Here is a 17,008-nt window from a genome sequence, read left to right as displayed (position 1 = left end):
TCGCTTTTTATTGTTAGGATTAGTCACCAAGTCCGATACGTTCAAAGATATCATCCACTCGTTTAGTGTAGTATGCAGGATTGAAGATTTCGTCGATTTCCTCTTGAGTGAGGCGTGATGTCACTTCTGGATCTGCTTCTAGAAGCGGTTTGAAGTCTACTTGGTTATCCCAAGAGTAGGCTGTTTTTGGTTGCACCAAGTCATAGGCTTGCTCACGGGTCATGCCTTTTTCAATCAAGGTCAACATGGCACGTTGGCTAAAAATCAAACCAAACGTAGAGTTCATGTTGCGGATCATGTTTTCTGGGAAGACCGTCAAGTTCTTGACGATATTTCCAAAACGGTTGAGCATGTAGTCAATCAAAATAGTCGTATCCGGTGTGATGATACGTTCAGCTGATGAGTGAGAAATATCACGTTCGTGCCAGAGAGCGACGTTCTCATAGGCTGTCACCATGTGACCACGGATGACACGCGCAAGACCTGTCATGTTTTCAGAACCGATAGGGTTACGTTTGTGAGGCATTGCTGAAGAGCCTTTTTGACCTTTGGCAAAGAACTCTTCCACTTCACGTTGTTCTGATTTTTGCAGACCACGGATTTCAGTAGCCATACGCTCGATAGATGTTGCGATGCTGGCAAGAACTGCAAAATACTCAGCGTGAAGGTCACGAGGAAGCACCTGTGTAGAGATTTCTTGAGCACGGATACCCAACTTGTCGCAGACGTATTGCTCTACAAACGGTGGGATATTGGCAAAGTTTCCAACTGCACCAGAAATTTTACCAGCTTCCACACCAGCAGCTGCATGCTTGAAACGCTCAATGTTGCGCTTCATTTCGCTATACCAAGTCGCCAATTTCAGACCAAAGGTTGTAGGCTCCGCATGCACACCGTGAGTACGCCCCATCATGATGGTGAACTTGTGCTCCTTAGCCTTATCAGCGATGATGTTGGTGAAGTTTTCAAGGTCACGACGGATGATGTCGTTAGCCTGCTTGTAGAGGTAACCGTAGGCAGTATCCACCACGTCGGTAGAAGTCAAACCATAGTGAACCCACTTGCGCTCCTCACCAAGAGTCTCAGAAACTGCACGTGTGAAGGCCACCACATCGTGGCGAGTCTCTTGTTCAATCTCTAAAATACGGTCGATGTCAAAGTCCGCTTTTTCACGAATCAAAGCCACATCTTCCTTAGGGATTTCTCCCAACTCAGCCCATGCCTCGTCAGCCAAGATTTCCACCTCAAGCCAAGCACGGTATTTATTTTCTTCACTCCAAATGTTCGCCATCTCAGGGCGGCTATATCTTTCAATCATGTTTAAGATATTAAGGGCGTTAAGCGGACACAGTCAAAATAGGAGTTTAGACTAAGAAGCGTCAGCTTCTAGGAAAACTATCTTTTTGACCAAATCCGTACCCCGTATTCAGTTTTAAAGGATACGGAGCCCTTATTCCTTTCTATATTTTTAGTTTATTTTGAGCGTTTAAATAACTGTTGAAAATTTTAATTTATTTTCTTAAGACCAAGTACCTTTGCCAAAAGTGAATCAATATCCCAAGAGATGCTTAAATCCACAATAATTTCACCATCAATGACTCTAAACTTTTGAATAATATCATCATTAAAATCTAACCACAAACTACGATTTGATTCTATTTTGTTTCTTGCAAAATCTTTAAAATTTTCAAATTGATGTTCATTTGCAAATATAAATCTGATAGTTTCATCATCAAGATAATCATATGACACATCCCACCTGTTTGCAAGCTCTTGGCAAATCAATTTAATACTTTCAGATTGTTTTTTATCGAATGCAGTATCTCTTCTATACAAAAATGACTCTGTCTCATTGCCAGCTACCGCTCTATCCCAATTTATCAAAATATTGTCTTCTAATTCACTCTGTTCAATACCCAGTTCTAATAAAAATATCCTTAACCAAAGTATTGGTGCATCTTCTATGTGGTAAAACAGATTATCATACATCCATTTTTCATCTTCAATTTGTGTTAGAATCTCTTCAGCATGATAATCTAGACATGCTGAAAAATATTTTTTTATTTGTCCATAAATCCTACCTGAAATCATATATATATTGAGAACTGCCTCTAATCTATCATGAAGACCTTTATACTCACTTTCGTTTAGAAATGAAAGTCTTGGCCCCTCTGGATATGCAGTTTCATAAATAAATTTTTTTCGACAAACATCCAAAATTTTATAACCAGCAGCTAAATTTTTTAAATAAGGAGAAACACTAAAACTAATGTTTTTATGATAATTTAACTCATACTGTTTAGTGATATCATCATCTAGCTTAAATTTAGTCGCAAAATAAACATCTTTACTAGCTTGACTTAAAATACTTCCTAGTTCTTCTGGAGATAAATCTTCTGGAGATCCGTCCGTCAAATCACAACTAAGGTAATCTAAGTCTTCAAACAGAGTTTCTCTAGCCTCTTTCAACAAACTTAAAGCACAATTGATACCTATTCTTTTTTCAGCATCTTGCCTTAACATCTTTTTGACTATATTGTCAAGTTCAAATAAAAACGGATACTCATCACTTATTAACCGAGGATTGTCACCGTGAGCGACTCTCTTAGTAAAGCACTCATTAATAATTAGTCCAAATGAATAAATGTCTGCTGCTTGAGTCACATTTTGAGCATTACCTTTAATATATTGTTCAGGAGCCAGATATACTCTGTTATTTAACAAATCATTTTTCTTAGTTAGATTAGAATCCTTAAAATGTGCAATACCAAAATCCGTTAAAACTAAATGTCCGTCATCTGCCGCAACCAATACGTTTTCTGGCTTTAAATCCCTGTGTATAATACCTTTGCTATGAATGTACTTTAAAGCTTCTCCCAGTTCAATGATAATGTTAAAAATCTGCTCATAATCTAATAATTGGGGAATGATCTTTTTTAAATCATTTTCATAGAATGGCATAACACTGTACTGAACTTCTCCACCATCAATCAATAATTCTCCATAAATAGGTTTTATAATATTGTGATGATTTAATTTTTGAACACTTTCAATTTCCTGTTTATATCTTTTAATTCTATCCGTTCTTAAATCTTTAATAACTTTGATAGCATAAAGATTTTGTCCTTTTTCTGCTTTGTATACAGTACCTTCGCCACCTTCTTTTGGATCTTCATCACTAACAGTATAACCAAGATTTAAAAATTCTTTTTGTAATTTTTTTAATTTCACCATTTATTCAAACCCTTATTTTTCAATCCACACAGATGGATAGCGATCTAATGTATTCAAATCTGTATACAGCGGTAAATCATAAATTACTGCAATCCTATCCCTTTCGACGAAAATAAAAAATACGTTAATCCATAAAAACTAAATTTATTCAATACTTTCTATTTACTGACAATATAGTCACAAATATGAATATTTTTAGCAACTTCAGGATAGTCTACCCCAAAATACTTTCGATTGATACTACAATATCCTTTGCCATCAACTTTATAAATATACTTACACACTTCTCCTGAAAGTGTTGTAAAGAATAAAGTGATCGTCTCTGGAACGTGATTAAAATTAGGCTTGTTACCTAAGATATGTTGATGTATCTCTTCTTGATGTGCTTTCGAGATTACATATAATCTTTGCTCCGCATTTAATTTTGGTATCAGCTCACCGTCCAAACTTTCCCCAAATAAGATGCGAATATTAAATATAGGTTGATTGTTAACAATTTCAAGAGATAAAATTTTATCTCTTTTATCCTTATTAGAATAAGATTCTTCAAAACTATTAGCTGCTACATACTGTTTGTTATTTTCTGATTTTCTTAGATGAAACCAATATTTATCATCAAAATATACTCTACAGTTTGGCTTGATAAGCTGATAATCATTGCTTAAAATCAACTCTGGTCGATACTTACGTAATTCCTTTTCTTCTTCGAGCGATAATTGTAGATGAACAACAATCAATGAGATTACAATTCCAGCGACACTTCCATAAAAACTCAACCAATCACCTAATTTGGAATTCAAATAATTGGAAAAAGTTCCGATAACAACTGAGAAAAAGGGACCAGATGCCATCACTAGTAACAATAAACATATCAATTGTTTTGTGTTATTTTTAAAATATTTTTTCATATTTCCTTAAAAATCAATCCCTTCCCCAAACTCTTCCACACTATCCGGCGCATCACTAAACAAAGTCACATGTCCCATCTTGCGGTTGTGCTTCGCTTCTATTTTACCATACATGTGGAGGTGGGCGCTTGGATTTTCTGTGACATACTTTTCAGCGGCCTCGACGTGTTGGCCGAGAACGTTGAGCATAACAGCTGAGGCATGTAGTTTGATAGCTGGCAATGGTGCTCCGAGAACACCCAAGATATGGGTGTCAAACTGGGAGAAGTCACAGGCTTCAATCGAGTAGTGCCCTGAGTTGTGTGGACGTGGGGCGATTTCATTAACAATGATGTCATCAGCAGTCGCAAACATCTCCACGCAGAGAGTTCCAGACAAGTTAAGCTGTTCTGCGATTCGCACTGCCATTGACTTGGCCTTTTCAGCTAGACTTTCTGAAATGCGGGCTGGCACAATAGTTTTTGAAAGGATGTTATTGCGATGGATATTTTCCTGAACAGGGAAGACTGTCACGTCCTTGCCATTACCAGACACGATGACTGAAATCTCAAGGTCAAAGTTGACAAATTCTTCCAAGACACAGTCTGCAGAATCAGCCAGCGCATAGGCTTCTTCCAAATCTTCTGCTGAGCGAATGACCTTTTGCCCATGCCCATCGTAGCCACCTGTCGCAGTCTTGAGGACATAGTTTTTAGAAAGGTCAATATCTGCCAAATCTTGATTTGAAGTCACAACCTTGTAGGGTGCCACAGTGACTTGAGCCTTATTTGAAAGAAAGTCCTTTTCAAAAATGCGATTTTGAGAAATGCGAAGGAGATCTGTTCCTTGAGGGAGTTGTCCATCCTTGACAACCGCATCCAAACCGTCTGCATCGACATTTTCAAATTCATAGGTGAGGACATCGCAACGCTCAGCCAACTGATGGAGGGCAGCCACATCGTTATAAGGAGCCACGACGATCTCCGCCACGCGAGAGGCTGGGCAATCCTCCGCAGGATCCAGCGCGATAACCTTGTGCCCCATGTAGATAGCAGAAATGGCCATCATCTGACCCAGCTGACCACCACCGATAATTCCGATTGTTTTAGATGAGCTCATTTGTTGACTCCTCTGCGATTTTTCCTTGCTCTTCTGCGAAATCTGCCAATGCTGTCGCGATAGCCTGATCTTCTACTGAGAGAAGACGGAGGGCAAAGAGGGCAGCATTGGTCGCACCTGCCTCACCGATAGCCATTGTCGCAACAGGCACGCCACCTGGCATCTGTACGATAGAGTAGAGCGAATCCACGCCACTAAGAGCGCGCGATTTGACCGGTACACCGATGACAGGAAGGGTTGTTTTGGCTGCGACCATTCCTGGCAAATGGGCTGCGCCACCTGCACCTGCGATAATGACCTTGATACCGCGACTACGAGCTTCCTCCGCATGTCTGAACATGAGGTCTGGTGTGCGGTGGGCAGAAACAACTTTCTTTTCGTAGGCTACGCCGAAGCGATCTAGAACTTCTGCTGTTTTTTGCATGGTTGCCCAGTCGGATTTTGAGCCCATGATGATGGAAATTACTGGTTTCATTTTTAATCCTTTTTCTTCCTTTTTTGATAATGGTCTTAGGTAGTGGGGACGGAAGAAAACCTTCGGTTTCATTCCTAAAATTTGAGCCTAAGTCTCAAATTTTCCCCGACCAGAACAGTTTCTGTGCTGGCCTTTTCACCACGGCGACCATTATCTTACTTTGGCTCGCTTTCGCTCACCATGACAATTTTTGTGTCTGTTAATCTTTTATGGCCTTGCTTCCGATATCTGTTCGGTAAAAGAGGCCTTCTGTGTCTTGTTTATCGAGTTCGTTATAGATGATGTTTTGGCCATCTTTGACGGTATCAGCAGTGGTGACGAGCATATAGACACGTCCGCCGTTTGAGAGCAGTGCTCTGCTATTTTCCGCAAACTTAGCACCTGCATAGTAGGTGATGATATCTCCCTCGGTTTTAGCTGGCAATTCAACACCTTTTTCATAGTCAAGCGGGTAACCGTTTGATGCGACAACCACGCCCAGAGTCACACCCTTGTCCGTCCACGTGATCTTCGAATCCTTACCATCGAGAATATCCGTGATATTTTGCGCAAAATCAGATGTCAAACGAGGCAAGATAATTTGTGTTTCTGGATCTCCAAAACGAGCGTTAAACTCGATAACCTTAGGGCCATCAGCTGTCAAGATAAGCCCTGTGTAAAGAACTCCCAGATAAGGACGACCTTCTTTAATCATCCCTTCAAGGACTGGCTTGACAATAGTCTCAACCGCTGTATCAACTACACTCTGTGGCAAGTGTGGAACTGGCGCATAGGCACCCATACCGCCCGTGTTAGGCCCCTTGTCGTCATCATAGGCACGTTTGTGGTCCTGAGCTGTTGGCATGATGTAGAACTTGTCACCATTGACAAAAGCAAAGAGAGAGAACTCTTCTCCGTCGAGGAATTCCTCAATAACCACACGCGCACCCGAATCACCGAATTTATTGTCCAAGAGCATCTCATGAGCGGCTTCGACCGCTTGCTCAACCGTTTCAGCTACGACAACACCTTTCCCGAGCGCCAATCCATCCGCCTTGACAACGATAGGAGCGCCTTTCTCCTCGATATAGGCCTTGGCCTCCTCGAAATCTGAAAATGTGCCATAGGCTGCTGTCGGAACGCCGTACTTGACCATGATTTCCTTAGCAAAATCCTTGGACCACTCCAGCTCCGCTGCAGCTCTAGTCGGACCAAAAGCCTTGAGCCCAGCTTTGTTAAAATCATCCACGATACCAGCAGCAAGGGCGTCATCTGGACCAATGAAGGTCCAAGCAATATCGTTGGCTTTTGCAAACTCAATCAGTTTAGAATGTTCGGAAATAGAGATATTCACTAATTCCAGACCATCCAGAATCATCCCGTCATTCCCAGGAGCTACAAAGACTTTTTCAATGTCTTTTGACTCAAGCAACTTCTTGGCAATCGCGTGCTCACGACCTCCTGAACCGACAACTAACAGCTTCATCTCTCAACCTCTTTTGCGAATTATTTACTAACATTATATCATAAACGTTCGTTTTAATCTTGTTTCACTTAGCATTTTAAGCCAAAAAAGGAAAGAAACTGTTTTCTTCCCTTTCGTTTTTTAATGTCTAAAATGTCTCACTCCTGTGAAGACCATAGTCAAGCCATATTTGTCCGCTGCTTCAATAGATTCTTGGTCACGGACGGATCCACCTGGTTGGATGATAGCTTTGATACCTGCTTTAGCAATTTCTTCCACGTTATCCGCAAATGGGAAGAAGGCATCTGAAGCAAGCACAGCGCCGTCAAGGCGGTCGTTGGCTTGGTCAATCGCAATACGAACAGAAGCCACACGGTTGGTTTGACCAGGACCCACACCAAGTGTCATGTGGTCGTTAGTCACGATAATCCCATTTGATTTGACGTACTTGATAGCTTTCCAAGCGAACTCAAGGGCAGTTGCTTCTGTCTCAGTTGGTTGGCGCTTGGTCACAACTTGCCAGTCAGCCGGACTTTCCTTGATCACGTCTTGGTTTTGCACGAGAAGTCCACCGACAACACCAGTATATTCTGCTTCCACTTCGCTAGCGTCTTGGGCATCAAATGGCAAAGCAAGGATACGCAAGTTTTTCTTTTTATTAGTCAAAATAGCTAGCGCCTCATCCGTATAGCTTGGTGCGATGATGATCTCGAGGAAAACGCCGTGCATCTTCTCAGCTGTCGCAGCATCCACCTCACGGTTGAGAACGACAATCCCACCGAAGATAGACACTGGATCAGACTCATAAGCATAATCCCAAGCAGTTTCGATGTCATCTGCCTGACCGATACCGCACGGGTTCATGTGTTTGAGAGCCACAACGGTTGGACGGTCTTTGAAGTCACGGATAATACGAATGGCAGCATCCGCGTCACGGATATTGTTGAAGGACAATTCCTTACCGTTAAGCTGTTTGGCTGAAGCAATGGAGTAATCTGTCGGCAAAGCTTTTTGATAGAAGTCCGCATCCTGTTGAGGATTTTCCCCATAGCGCATGGCTTGCTTGAGGTCATAGGTCAAAGTGAGTTTTTCAGGTTTACTTTCGCCCACTTGAGCTGTGAAATACTCTGCAATCAAAGCATCATAAGCTGCTGTGTGACGGAAAACCTTGGCTGCCAAACGTTGGCGAGTTTCGTAAGTCGTTTCACCATTGGCTGACAACTCGTCCAAAACCACAGCATAGTCAGCAGGGTCTACCACAACTGTCACGCTAGCGTGGTTTTTAGCCGCTGAACGAAGCATGGATGGCCCACCGATATCGATGTTTTCAACCGCATCAGCGTACGTCACATCTGGTTTGAGAATCGTTTCCTTGAAAGGATAAAGATTGACAACTACAAGATCGATGAGCTCAATCTTATTGTCCTTAGCCGCTTCCAAGTGGCTATCCAAGTCACGACGAGCAAGAAGCCCTCCGTGGATATTTGGGTGGAGAGTCTTGACACGACCGTCCATCATTTCTGGGAAGCCCGTCACATCATCAATTGCAATGGTCTCCACCCCAGCATTATCAAGGGTAACCTTTGTCCCACCTGTCGAGATAATCTCCCAACCGAGTTTTTTAAGTTCTTGGGCAAATTCAACAATGCCCGCTTTGTCTGAGACGCTGATTAAGGCCTTTTTCGTCATTCTATTCCTCTTTCTTTAGATCCAAGCGCATAGCGACTTCGTTATTTTCTTCTATAAATTCCGTTTCCTGAAAACCCAGACTAGTCAACAGGTGCTTCATTTTTTCATTTCCAACCACATAATCTGCGGCAATATGACTGCAAGCTCTATCCATCTGAGCCCCTTTGATTAGAACTTCCAAGGCTTTTCGACCATAACCTCTTCCTTGGTACTGCTGACCAATCATTATCCGCCAGATAAAGTATTCCGCTTCATCCTTGTCTATTTCTAGCAGGAGAAAGCCAACCACTTGCTTATCCCAATAGATTGCCATCGGAAACACATCTTCGTTTTTCCGGTAGAGCCATGCATCAGCTAAAGAGCGCACATTTGGAGCTACGAAACGTGCTCGTTCATCAGCTTCTGATATTTTCAAATCCAGCACTGCCTGAAAACTGCTCTCATCTACCAATTTCAGTTCAATCATTTTTTCTCCTAGCAAGATTGCGCAATCAAAACTTGATTTACCTCTTACCTTCTCTCCACTCCCAAGTTATCCAACACCTCTGGATACAACTTGTACTCAGCCTCATGAATGCGAGCTTCAAAGCTATCCATGGTATCATCAGCTAGTCGTGGTACGCGTACTTGTTTGATGACCTTGCCTGTATCCACACCCGAGTCCACCCAGTGAATGGTCACGCCAGACAGGTCTACGCCAGCATTCCAAGCGTCCTCAATTCCATGAGCTCCTGGAAATTCGGGCAGGTAGGCTGGATGGATATTGATAATACGCCCCTCATAGGCTCCAAGTAAGGTTGGCCCAACGATTTTCATGTAGCCTGCTAGACAAACCAAGTCAATCCGATGTTCTTCCAAGAGTTCGACAAGAGCTGCTTCGTAGTCCGCCTTGTTCTCAAACTCCTTGAGTTCAAAAGCATAGGACAGGACGCCGAGCTTGTCTGCACGTTCCAGCACATAGGCGTTACGATGGTCTGAAAAGACAAACTCCACCGGAAACTCTTCGGCAATCACCTGAAAATTTGAGCCGTTACCAGAGGCAAAAACCGCTATTTTTTTCATTTGATGATGACACTTTCGTTTTCTTTCTTGACGATGCGACCAATTTCATAAACTGGTTCATCCAGCAATTCCTTGACTCGACCTACATTTTCAGGGCTAACTGCCAGCATGAGTCCCACACCCATATTGAAGATTTCAAACATTTCCTCATGCTTGATTTTACCGTATTTTTCAAGGGCTTTGAAAATCGGGAGGACTGGAACTTTGCTTTCCTCAATCTCAGCAGCCAGGTCATCCGCAAACATACGAGGGACATTCTCGATAAATCCGCCACCTGTGATGTGGGCAATGCCGTTGACTAACTCTTCCTTGATGAGTGGCAAGACATCCTTGACATAGATACGAGTTGGCTCAAGAAGGACTTCCTTGAGTTTCTTGCCTTCCAATTCTGGTAAGACTTCCTCACCCGTGTAGTCGGCAAAAACACGGCGAACCAGAGAGTAACCATTTGAGTGAATCCCACTTGAAGCAAGTCCGAGAAGAACATCACCTTCAGCTACTTTTGAACCGTCTATGATTTGAGATTTTTCAGCTACGCCGACCACAAATCCAGCCAGATCGTAATCATCTACGCCATACATACCAGGCATTTCAGCCGTTTCCCCACCGATGAGAGCAGCGCCTGCCTGCACACAACCTTCTGCCACACCAGCAACGACTTGTTCTAGTTTAGCTGGTTCATTCTTGCCGGTCGCGACGTAGTCAAGGAAGTAAAGAGGCTCCGCACCTGCAGCGATGATATCATTGACACACATAGCCACACAGTCCTGCCCGATGGTATCGTGCTTGTCGTACTTGATAGCCAGCATGAGCTTGGTTCCGACACCGTCAGTCCCTGAAATCAAGACGGGCTCTTTGACACCTGTTTTTGAGAGGTCAAACATGCCACCAAAACCACCAAGAGCTCCCATAACACCTGCACGCTCCGTACGAGCCACATGCTTTTTAATCCGTTCAACAACTTCATAACCCGCTTCAACATCCACACCAGACTGCGCATAAGCATTTTTATTCGTCATTTTATTCATTCCTTTTCTTTAATGGAGAGTCTTTATCCGTCTATTTGTAGAAACTGGTCTTTTCTTCCAAACTTCTACGATAGTCTTCTTCATAGTCGTAGAGAGGTGTTGGGTAGTCGCCGTCAAAGTAAGCGACACAGAGACCACCATTCGGCGCATCTGTTTCAATACCAATCGAATCAATCAAGCCATCAATCGAAAGATAGGTCAGGCTATCCGCACCAATGATTTGGCGAGTCTCTTCGACTGTATGATTGGCCGCAATCAACTCCTGACGCGTCTGGATATCAATTCCATAGAAACATGGATAAGCTAGCGCAGGGCTCCCAATAGCAACATGAACCTCAGACGCACCTGCTTCTTTCAAAAGCTGAACGATACGGCGGGAGGTTGTCCCGCGAACAATGGAATCATCAATCATGACCACACGTTTGCCTTTGACAACGCCCGAAACAGCAGACAGTTTCATCCGCACCCCTTGCTCCCGCAATTCCTGAGTCGGTTGGATAAAGGTACGTTGGGTGTATTGGTTTTTGATCAGTCCCATTTCATTTGGCAGACCAGATTCTTCTGCAAATCCCATAGCTGCGCTGAGTGAGGAATTTGGCACACCGACCACAATATCTGCTTCGTGCTTGAACTCACGCGCTAATTGAGCCCCCATACGTTTGCGAGCTGTATGGACATTAACACCATGGATATTAGAGTCAGGACGGGCAAAGTAGATATACTCCATAGAGCAGATCGCCAACTGGGTATCATTCGTATAGCTATCGTACTGAATCCCATTGTCATCCACAATCACAATTTCCCCTGGTTTCACATCACGAATCCACTCGGCACCAATGACTTCAAAAGCACAGGTTTCTGACGAAACGACCACCGCTCCGTTTGCCATTTTCCCAATAGAAAGTGGACGAAAACCATTAGGATCAAGCGCAGCAATCAACTTGTCCTCAAACAGCAGGATATAAGCAAATCCACCTTTGACAAGGCTAAGCGCCTCTTTGATTTTGCCCATCAAGTTGGGATTGTGACTCCGACGAATGAGGTGAGCCAAGATTTCCGAGTCCGAAGTTGAACTGAAAATAGCTCCTCTTTGTTCCAATTCTTGCTTGAGCGATTCGGCATTGGTCAAGTTTCCGTTATGAGCAAGTCCAAACTGCATATCATGAAAGCGGAAGAGGAAGGGCTGAATGTTATCCACAGAAGCTTCGCCAGCAGTCGCATAACGCACATGCCCAATCGCGCTCGTTCCTGTCAATTTATCCAAATTAGCAGGATTTCTGAACACTTCTGATAAAAGCCCCATATCACGATGGCGCTTCAATTGCCCCTGATCATTGGAGAGGATTCCTGCCCCCTCCTGACCACGGTGCTGAAGACTGTGGAGACCAAAATAGGTCAATTTAGCAGCATCTGGATGTCCCCAGATACCGAAAACACCACATTCTTCATTAAGAGATTTTACTTCGTATGTCATTTTATATACCTTTTATTTCCCTGTGAAATAACGCACAGCCGACGCGAACAGGTGCTGGTCTTTATTTCCTGGGATGTTTTGGAAGAGACCGTCTTCATAACGTTCTGAGTGTCCCATCTTACCGATGATTTGACCATTCTTGCTGGTAATTCCTTCGATGGCATTTACCGAACCATTCGGATTGTACTTAGAATCCATACTTGGTTTGCCGTCAAAGTCAACGTATTGGCTAAAGATTTGACCATTGTCACGGAGCTCTGCAAATTCCTCAGCCGTCACGACAAATTTCCCTTCACCGTGCGATACTGGGATGGCATGGATATCGCCCACTTGTACTCCAGCCAACCATGGCGAGTTGGTATTGGCAATCCGAGTTTCCACCATCTTGGCCACGTGCTGGTTAGCATCATTGTAGAAGAGAGTTGGACTAGTACTGTTAGCATCCTCAAAGTTTCCGTATGGAAGAAGACCTGATTTGACAAGAGCTTGGAATCCGTTACAGATACCGATAATCAAGCCACCACGAGCGATAAAGCTATCAATCGCAGCACGCACTTTTTCATTAAGAAGGATATTGACAATAAACTTAGCTGATCCATCCGGCTCATCCGCAGCTGAGAATCCACCTGCAAAGAAGAGAATGTTTGCCTTGCCGATATTGTCAACCATGGTTTCAACCGACTTGACAATAGTCTCTTCATTCAAGGTCACAAATGGCACCAAGTTGACCTCTGCACCTTCTTTTTCGAAGGCCTTTGCTGAATCATATTCTGAGTTGGTTCCTGGGAAGACTGGGATGTAAACCACAGGTTTTTCAATGGTTTCCTTGGCTTTGATGACTGCGTCAGAAGCGACAGCTGGAACTTCTTCCAGTTCTTTAGCTTGGGCAAATTCAGTAGGGTAAACTTCTTCTAGTTTTCCTTGAAAAACACTGTCAAGTTTCTGTCCATCTAGCTTCACACCGTTGACAATCAGTGTAAAGTCTGCTTTTGTTTGTCCAATTTTCTCTACTCCAGTAATCTCTTCAGGAGATGTGAAGACAAATCCGCCTAATTGAGCTGTCAAAGAACTTTCAAATTCAGGCAAGGTCACCTCTGCACCAATATGGTTCCCAAAAGTAGCAAGGACCAAGCTTTCAAGGACACCGCCATATTTAACAGCTGATGCAGATGTTACTTTGTGTCCAGCTTGGATAGCTTCAAATTGAGCAAAATTAGACTTGATAAGATCAAAGTCAATTTCTTGTGCTAGAGCTTGACCTGGGATGTAGTAGATGTTTTCACCAGCAGTCTTGAACTCAGGAGAGAGGACCTTACGGCTATCTGCCGTCGTCACCCCAAAGGCAACCAAGGTTGGCGGTACAGTCAATTCTTCAAAAGTACCAGACATAGAGTCCTTACCACCGATAGATGGCAAGCCAAGCTGGATTTGTGCTTCGATAGAGCCTAGGAGAGCTGCTACTGGTTGACCAAAACGCTCTGCTTGCTTGTCCATGCGCTCGAAGTACTCTTGGTAAGAGAAGCGAGCCTTAGACCAGTTTGCACCAGCAGCTACCAAACGAGCAGTCGCTTCGATTACTGCATAGGCAGCGCCATGGTATGGAGACCATTCTGCTACATAAGGGTTAAAACCTTGAGCCATGACTGATGCAGTGTGAGTTACACCGTGTTGAACTGGCAATTTCTGCACAGATGCCTCAGTTGGTGTGAGTTGGTAGCGACCACCAAGTGGGTGATTGACCGTTGAACGACCGACCGAACAGTCAAAGATGGTTTGCAAGCCTTTTTGACTCGCATGGTTAAGATCAGACAGAACCGCAAAGGTATCTGATTCAAGCGTGTCAACGCTTGTTGTTCGTTCTTCTGGAAGTTCGACGTCCTTATCCACTACTTTGGCATCAACGACTACGCGCACACCGTTTGTATCAAGGAAACGACGTTCCAAGTCAACAATGGTTTCACCATTCCAATGCATGACAAGATTTGGTTTTTCAGTCACTGTTGCCACAACAACAGCGTCAATATTTTCTTTATTACATTCTGCAACGAAGGCATCTACGTCTTCAGGACGCACCACAACTGCCATCCGTTCTTGTGATTCAGAGATGGCAATTTCTGTACCATTCAAGCCTTGGTATTTAAGAGGAACCTTGTTGAGGTCGATTTCAAGACCATCTGCCAATTCACCGATAGCCACACAGACACCACCTGCTCCAAAGTCATTGGATTTCTTGATGAGACGAGTGACATCTCCATTACGGAAAAGACGTTGAATCTTGCGCTCTTCGATGGCATTCCCTTTTTGAACCTCAGCACCAGCAGTCTCCACAGACTCAACTGTTTGAACCTTAGAAGACCCTGTCGCACCACCGACACCGTCACGTCCAGTCTTACCACCGAGCAAGATAATTACGTCACCAGCTTCCGGTTTTTCACGGACTACATTGCCCTTAGGAGCAGCACCAACAACGGCACCAAGTTCCATGCGTTTAGCTACAAAGCCTGGGTGGAAATATTCACGAACGTAAGTCGTTGCAAGACCAATTTGGTTACCATATGAAGAATAACCGTGAGCCGCTGTCTTCGAAATGACTTGTTGTGGCAATTTCCCAGCGCGAGTTTCCGAAATCGGAGCTGTAATATCACCAGCGCCTGAGATACGCATAGCTTGGTAAACGTATGAACGCCCTGACAATGGGTCACGAATAGCCCCACCGATACAAGTAGCCGCCCCACCAAATGGCTCAATTTCCGTTGGGTGATTGTGGGTTTCGTTCTTGAACATGAGGAGCCAAGGTTCCTTGACACCATCAACGTCCACTTTGATTTCAACCGAACAGGCATTGATTTCGTCAGACACTTCCATATCGTCCAAACGACCATTAGCACGCTCATAACGACCAAAAATAGTCGCCATATCCATCAAGGTTTGTGGCTTTTCAGACCGACCTAGTTCCTCACGCATGGCAATATACTTGTCATAAGTCGCTTGCAATTGTTTTTGAAATTTAGAAGCTGAAAAGTCGATCTGTTTCAACTCGGTCTCAAAAGTCGTATGACGGCAGTGGTCAGACCAGTAAGTGTCCAAAACCTTGAGCTCTGTTTCCGTCGGCACGCGCCCGATTGACTTGAAGTAGTCTTGGATAAAGAGCAGATCATCCACTTCCATGGCCATCCCTTGCTCTGCCTTGTAGCGAGCAAAGTCTTCTGCCGTATAGCTTTCAAAGAAAGTCAATTTAGGAATGGTCTTGTCCGACTCAGAAAATTCCTGCTTGGCAATCCCAGTCGTGATGTCCTTGAAACGAGAATCAACTGGGTTGAGCAGGTAGTTCTTGACCGCTTCCAACTCAGTCGCATCAATATCTTTATTAACCAGATAAAGTTGGGCTGTGTTGACTGTCACATCACTCGAACTCCCCAGCAAAAGCAAGGCTTCCTGTGACGAAGCTGCACGCTGGTCAAACTGTCCTGGCAAGCTTTCAATGGCAAAGAAAGCATAGTTAGCAAGATCCGCTTGCACAGCTGATTCATCCAAGACATGATCCGTCACCTGCTCAGAGAAGATGTGTTTTTCCGCAGGTGCAAACAAGTCCTCTGCCAAATCAAAGACATCATAAACCTGCACAATGCGAATACTTTTCAAAGTTGACAATCCCAAGTTGTGCTGGAGCTCCCTTACCAAACTCTCTGATTTAACCTGAAAATCAGGCTTTTTTTCAACAAAAATACGTTTATCCATCAATTCTTATTCCTTTATTTCAGCTCTTGCAATGTTCCCAACGACTTCTAGGTTGTTATTTCAAACCCTGCAACTTTTCCCAGACAATCTCGTAAACATCTGTCAATTCACCTAGTCCCCGACGAAAAACATCCTTGTCCATGTGGTTGCCATCTGCATCCCACAAACGGCAGTTATCTGGTGAAAACTCGTCTGCCAAGATAATCTTACCATCTTTGTCAAATCCGAACTCTAGCTTAAAGTCAATCAATTTAAGACCAATCTCAGCAAACCAAGCTTTCAAGAGCTCATTGATACGACGGGTTTCTTCTTTCAAGTAAGCAATCTGCTGGTCATCCGCAATTTTTAGGAATTTCACATGCTCATCATTGATAAAGGGATCATCCAAATCATCATTTTTATAGTAAAATTCGACAATTGGAGTCTCAAATGCGATACCTTCTTCTACGCCAAAACGTTTTGAAAAGGAACCAGCCGTGTAGTTGCGGAGCACAACTTCCAAAGGAATAATCTCCACCTTTTTATTGAGTTGTTCCGTGTCCGAAATTTTCTCCACAAAGTGAGTCGCCACACCAGCCGCATTTAATTTCTCAAAAATAAAAGATGAAATCTGATTATTCAAGACTCCCTTGCCCGCAATCTGCTCCTTCTTGACACCGTTGAAGGCAGTTGCCTGGTCCTTGTAAGTTGAAATAATGAGATTTTCATCCTCAGTTGTATAGATATCCTTGGCTTTTCCCGAATAGATCAGTTGTTTTGACATTTTAAAGTTCGCCTTTCGTTTTACTTGAGCACATTCTACCACAAAAGCATGGAAAATTCAAGGTTTTTACGAATAAATAACATTTTCCTGTTTCA

The 17,008-nt window shown here is 43.5% G+C and carries 13 protein-coding genes and 1 pseudogene; all 14 read right to left on the bottom strand.

Annotation, left to right across the window (positions count from 1 at the left end; genetic code table 11):
- Positions 1 to 19 precede the first annotated feature (19 nt).
- A complete protein-coding gene (gene purB / locus MK395_RS08695; protein WP_268711689.1) occupies positions 20 to 1,318 on the bottom strand; it encodes an adenylosuccinate lyase in 1,299 nt (432 codons plus the stop codon).
- 188 nt (positions 1,319 to 1,506) lie between these two features.
- Complete coding sequence (locus MK395_RS08690) at positions 1,507 to 3,234, bottom strand: serine/threonine-protein kinase (RefSeq protein WP_233848243.1); 1,728 nt, start codon at positions 3,232 to 3,234, stop codon at positions 1,507 to 1,509.
- 12 nt (positions 3,235 to 3,246) lie between these two features.
- A pseudogene (locus tag MK395_RS08685) lies at positions 3,247 to 3,333 on the bottom strand (phosphoribosylaminoimidazole carboxylase); the annotation flags it as partial.
- A gap of 59 nt (positions 3,334 to 3,392) precedes the next feature.
- Positions 3,393 to 4,142, bottom strand: a complete 750-nt coding sequence (locus tag MK395_RS08680) for a hypothetical protein (protein ID WP_038804285.1) — start codon at positions 4,140 to 4,142, stop codon at positions 3,393 to 3,395.
- Between the two features lie 6 nt (positions 4,143 to 4,148).
- The gene (purK, locus tag MK395_RS08675; RefSeq protein ID WP_268711688.1) at positions 4,149 to 5,240 is read right to left on the bottom strand and encodes a 5-(carboxyamino)imidazole ribonucleotide synthase; all 1,092 of its coding nucleotides are present in this window, start codon (positions 5,238 to 5,240) and stop codon (positions 4,149 to 4,151) included.
- Positions 5,227 to 5,715 (bottom strand): 5-(carboxyamino)imidazole ribonucleotide mutase, encoded by a 489-nt coding sequence (gene purE / locus MK395_RS08670; protein WP_000805606.1) that lies wholly within the window; start codon positions 5,713 to 5,715, stop codon positions 5,227 to 5,229. The genes purK and purE overlap by 14 nt, the downstream gene beginning before the upstream one ends.
- A 199-nt stretch (positions 5,716 to 5,914) precedes the next feature.
- Complete coding sequence (gene purD, locus MK395_RS08665; protein WP_268711687.1) at positions 5,915 to 7,180, bottom strand: phosphoribosylamine--glycine ligase; 1,266 nt, start codon at positions 7,178 to 7,180, stop codon at positions 5,915 to 5,917.
- 120 nt (positions 7,181 to 7,300) lie between these two features.
- Positions 7,301 to 8,848, bottom strand: coding sequence for a bifunctional phosphoribosylaminoimidazolecarboxamide formyltransferase/IMP cyclohydrolase (purH, locus tag MK395_RS08660; RefSeq protein WP_268711686.1), 1,548 nt, complete (start codon positions 8,846 to 8,848; stop codon positions 7,301 to 7,303).
- A 1-nt stretch (position 8,849) separates the two neighbouring features.
- The gene (locus MK395_RS08655) at positions 8,850 to 9,314 is read right to left on the bottom strand and encodes a GNAT family N-acetyltransferase (RefSeq protein WP_065371466.1); all 465 of its coding nucleotides are present in this window, start codon (positions 9,312 to 9,314) and stop codon (positions 8,850 to 8,852) included.
- A gap of 44 nt (positions 9,315 to 9,358) precedes the next feature.
- A complete protein-coding gene (purN, locus tag MK395_RS08650; protein ID WP_065371467.1) occupies positions 9,359 to 9,910 on the bottom strand; it encodes a phosphoribosylglycinamide formyltransferase in 552 nt (183 codons plus the stop codon).
- Entirely contained in the window at positions 9,907 to 10,929 is a 1,023-nt protein-coding gene (gene purM, locus MK395_RS08645; protein ID WP_065371468.1) for a phosphoribosylformylglycinamidine cyclo-ligase, read from the bottom strand. Before purM ends, purN begins: the two co-directional genes overlap by 4 nt.
- A gap of 40 nt (positions 10,930 to 10,969) precedes the next feature.
- Positions 10,970 to 12,412: an amidophosphoribosyltransferase gene (purF, locus tag MK395_RS08640; protein ID WP_065371469.1), complete on the bottom strand. Its 1,443-nt coding sequence runs from the start codon at positions 12,410 to 12,412 to the stop codon at positions 10,970 to 10,972.
- A 12-nt stretch (positions 12,413 to 12,424) separates the two neighbouring features.
- Positions 12,425 to 16,150 (bottom strand): phosphoribosylformylglycinamidine synthase, encoded by a 3,726-nt coding sequence (locus MK395_RS08635; RefSeq protein ID WP_268711685.1) that lies wholly within the window; start codon positions 16,148 to 16,150, stop codon positions 12,425 to 12,427.
- A gap of 55 nt (positions 16,151 to 16,205) precedes the next feature.
- Complete coding sequence (purC, locus tag MK395_RS08630; RefSeq protein ID WP_007522563.1) at positions 16,206 to 16,913, bottom strand: phosphoribosylaminoimidazolesuccinocarboxamide synthase; 708 nt, start codon at positions 16,911 to 16,913, stop codon at positions 16,206 to 16,208.
- Positions 16,914 to 17,008 lie beyond the last annotated feature (95 nt).

Source organism: Streptococcus oralis, from assembly GCF_026782085.1.
Classification (GTDB): domain Bacteria; phylum Bacillota; class Bacilli; order Lactobacillales; family Streptococcaceae; genus Streptococcus; species Streptococcus oralis_DA.
The sequence above is the reverse complement of the archived record's forward strand: the minus strand, read 5'-3'. Positions and strand labels throughout refer to the sequence as shown.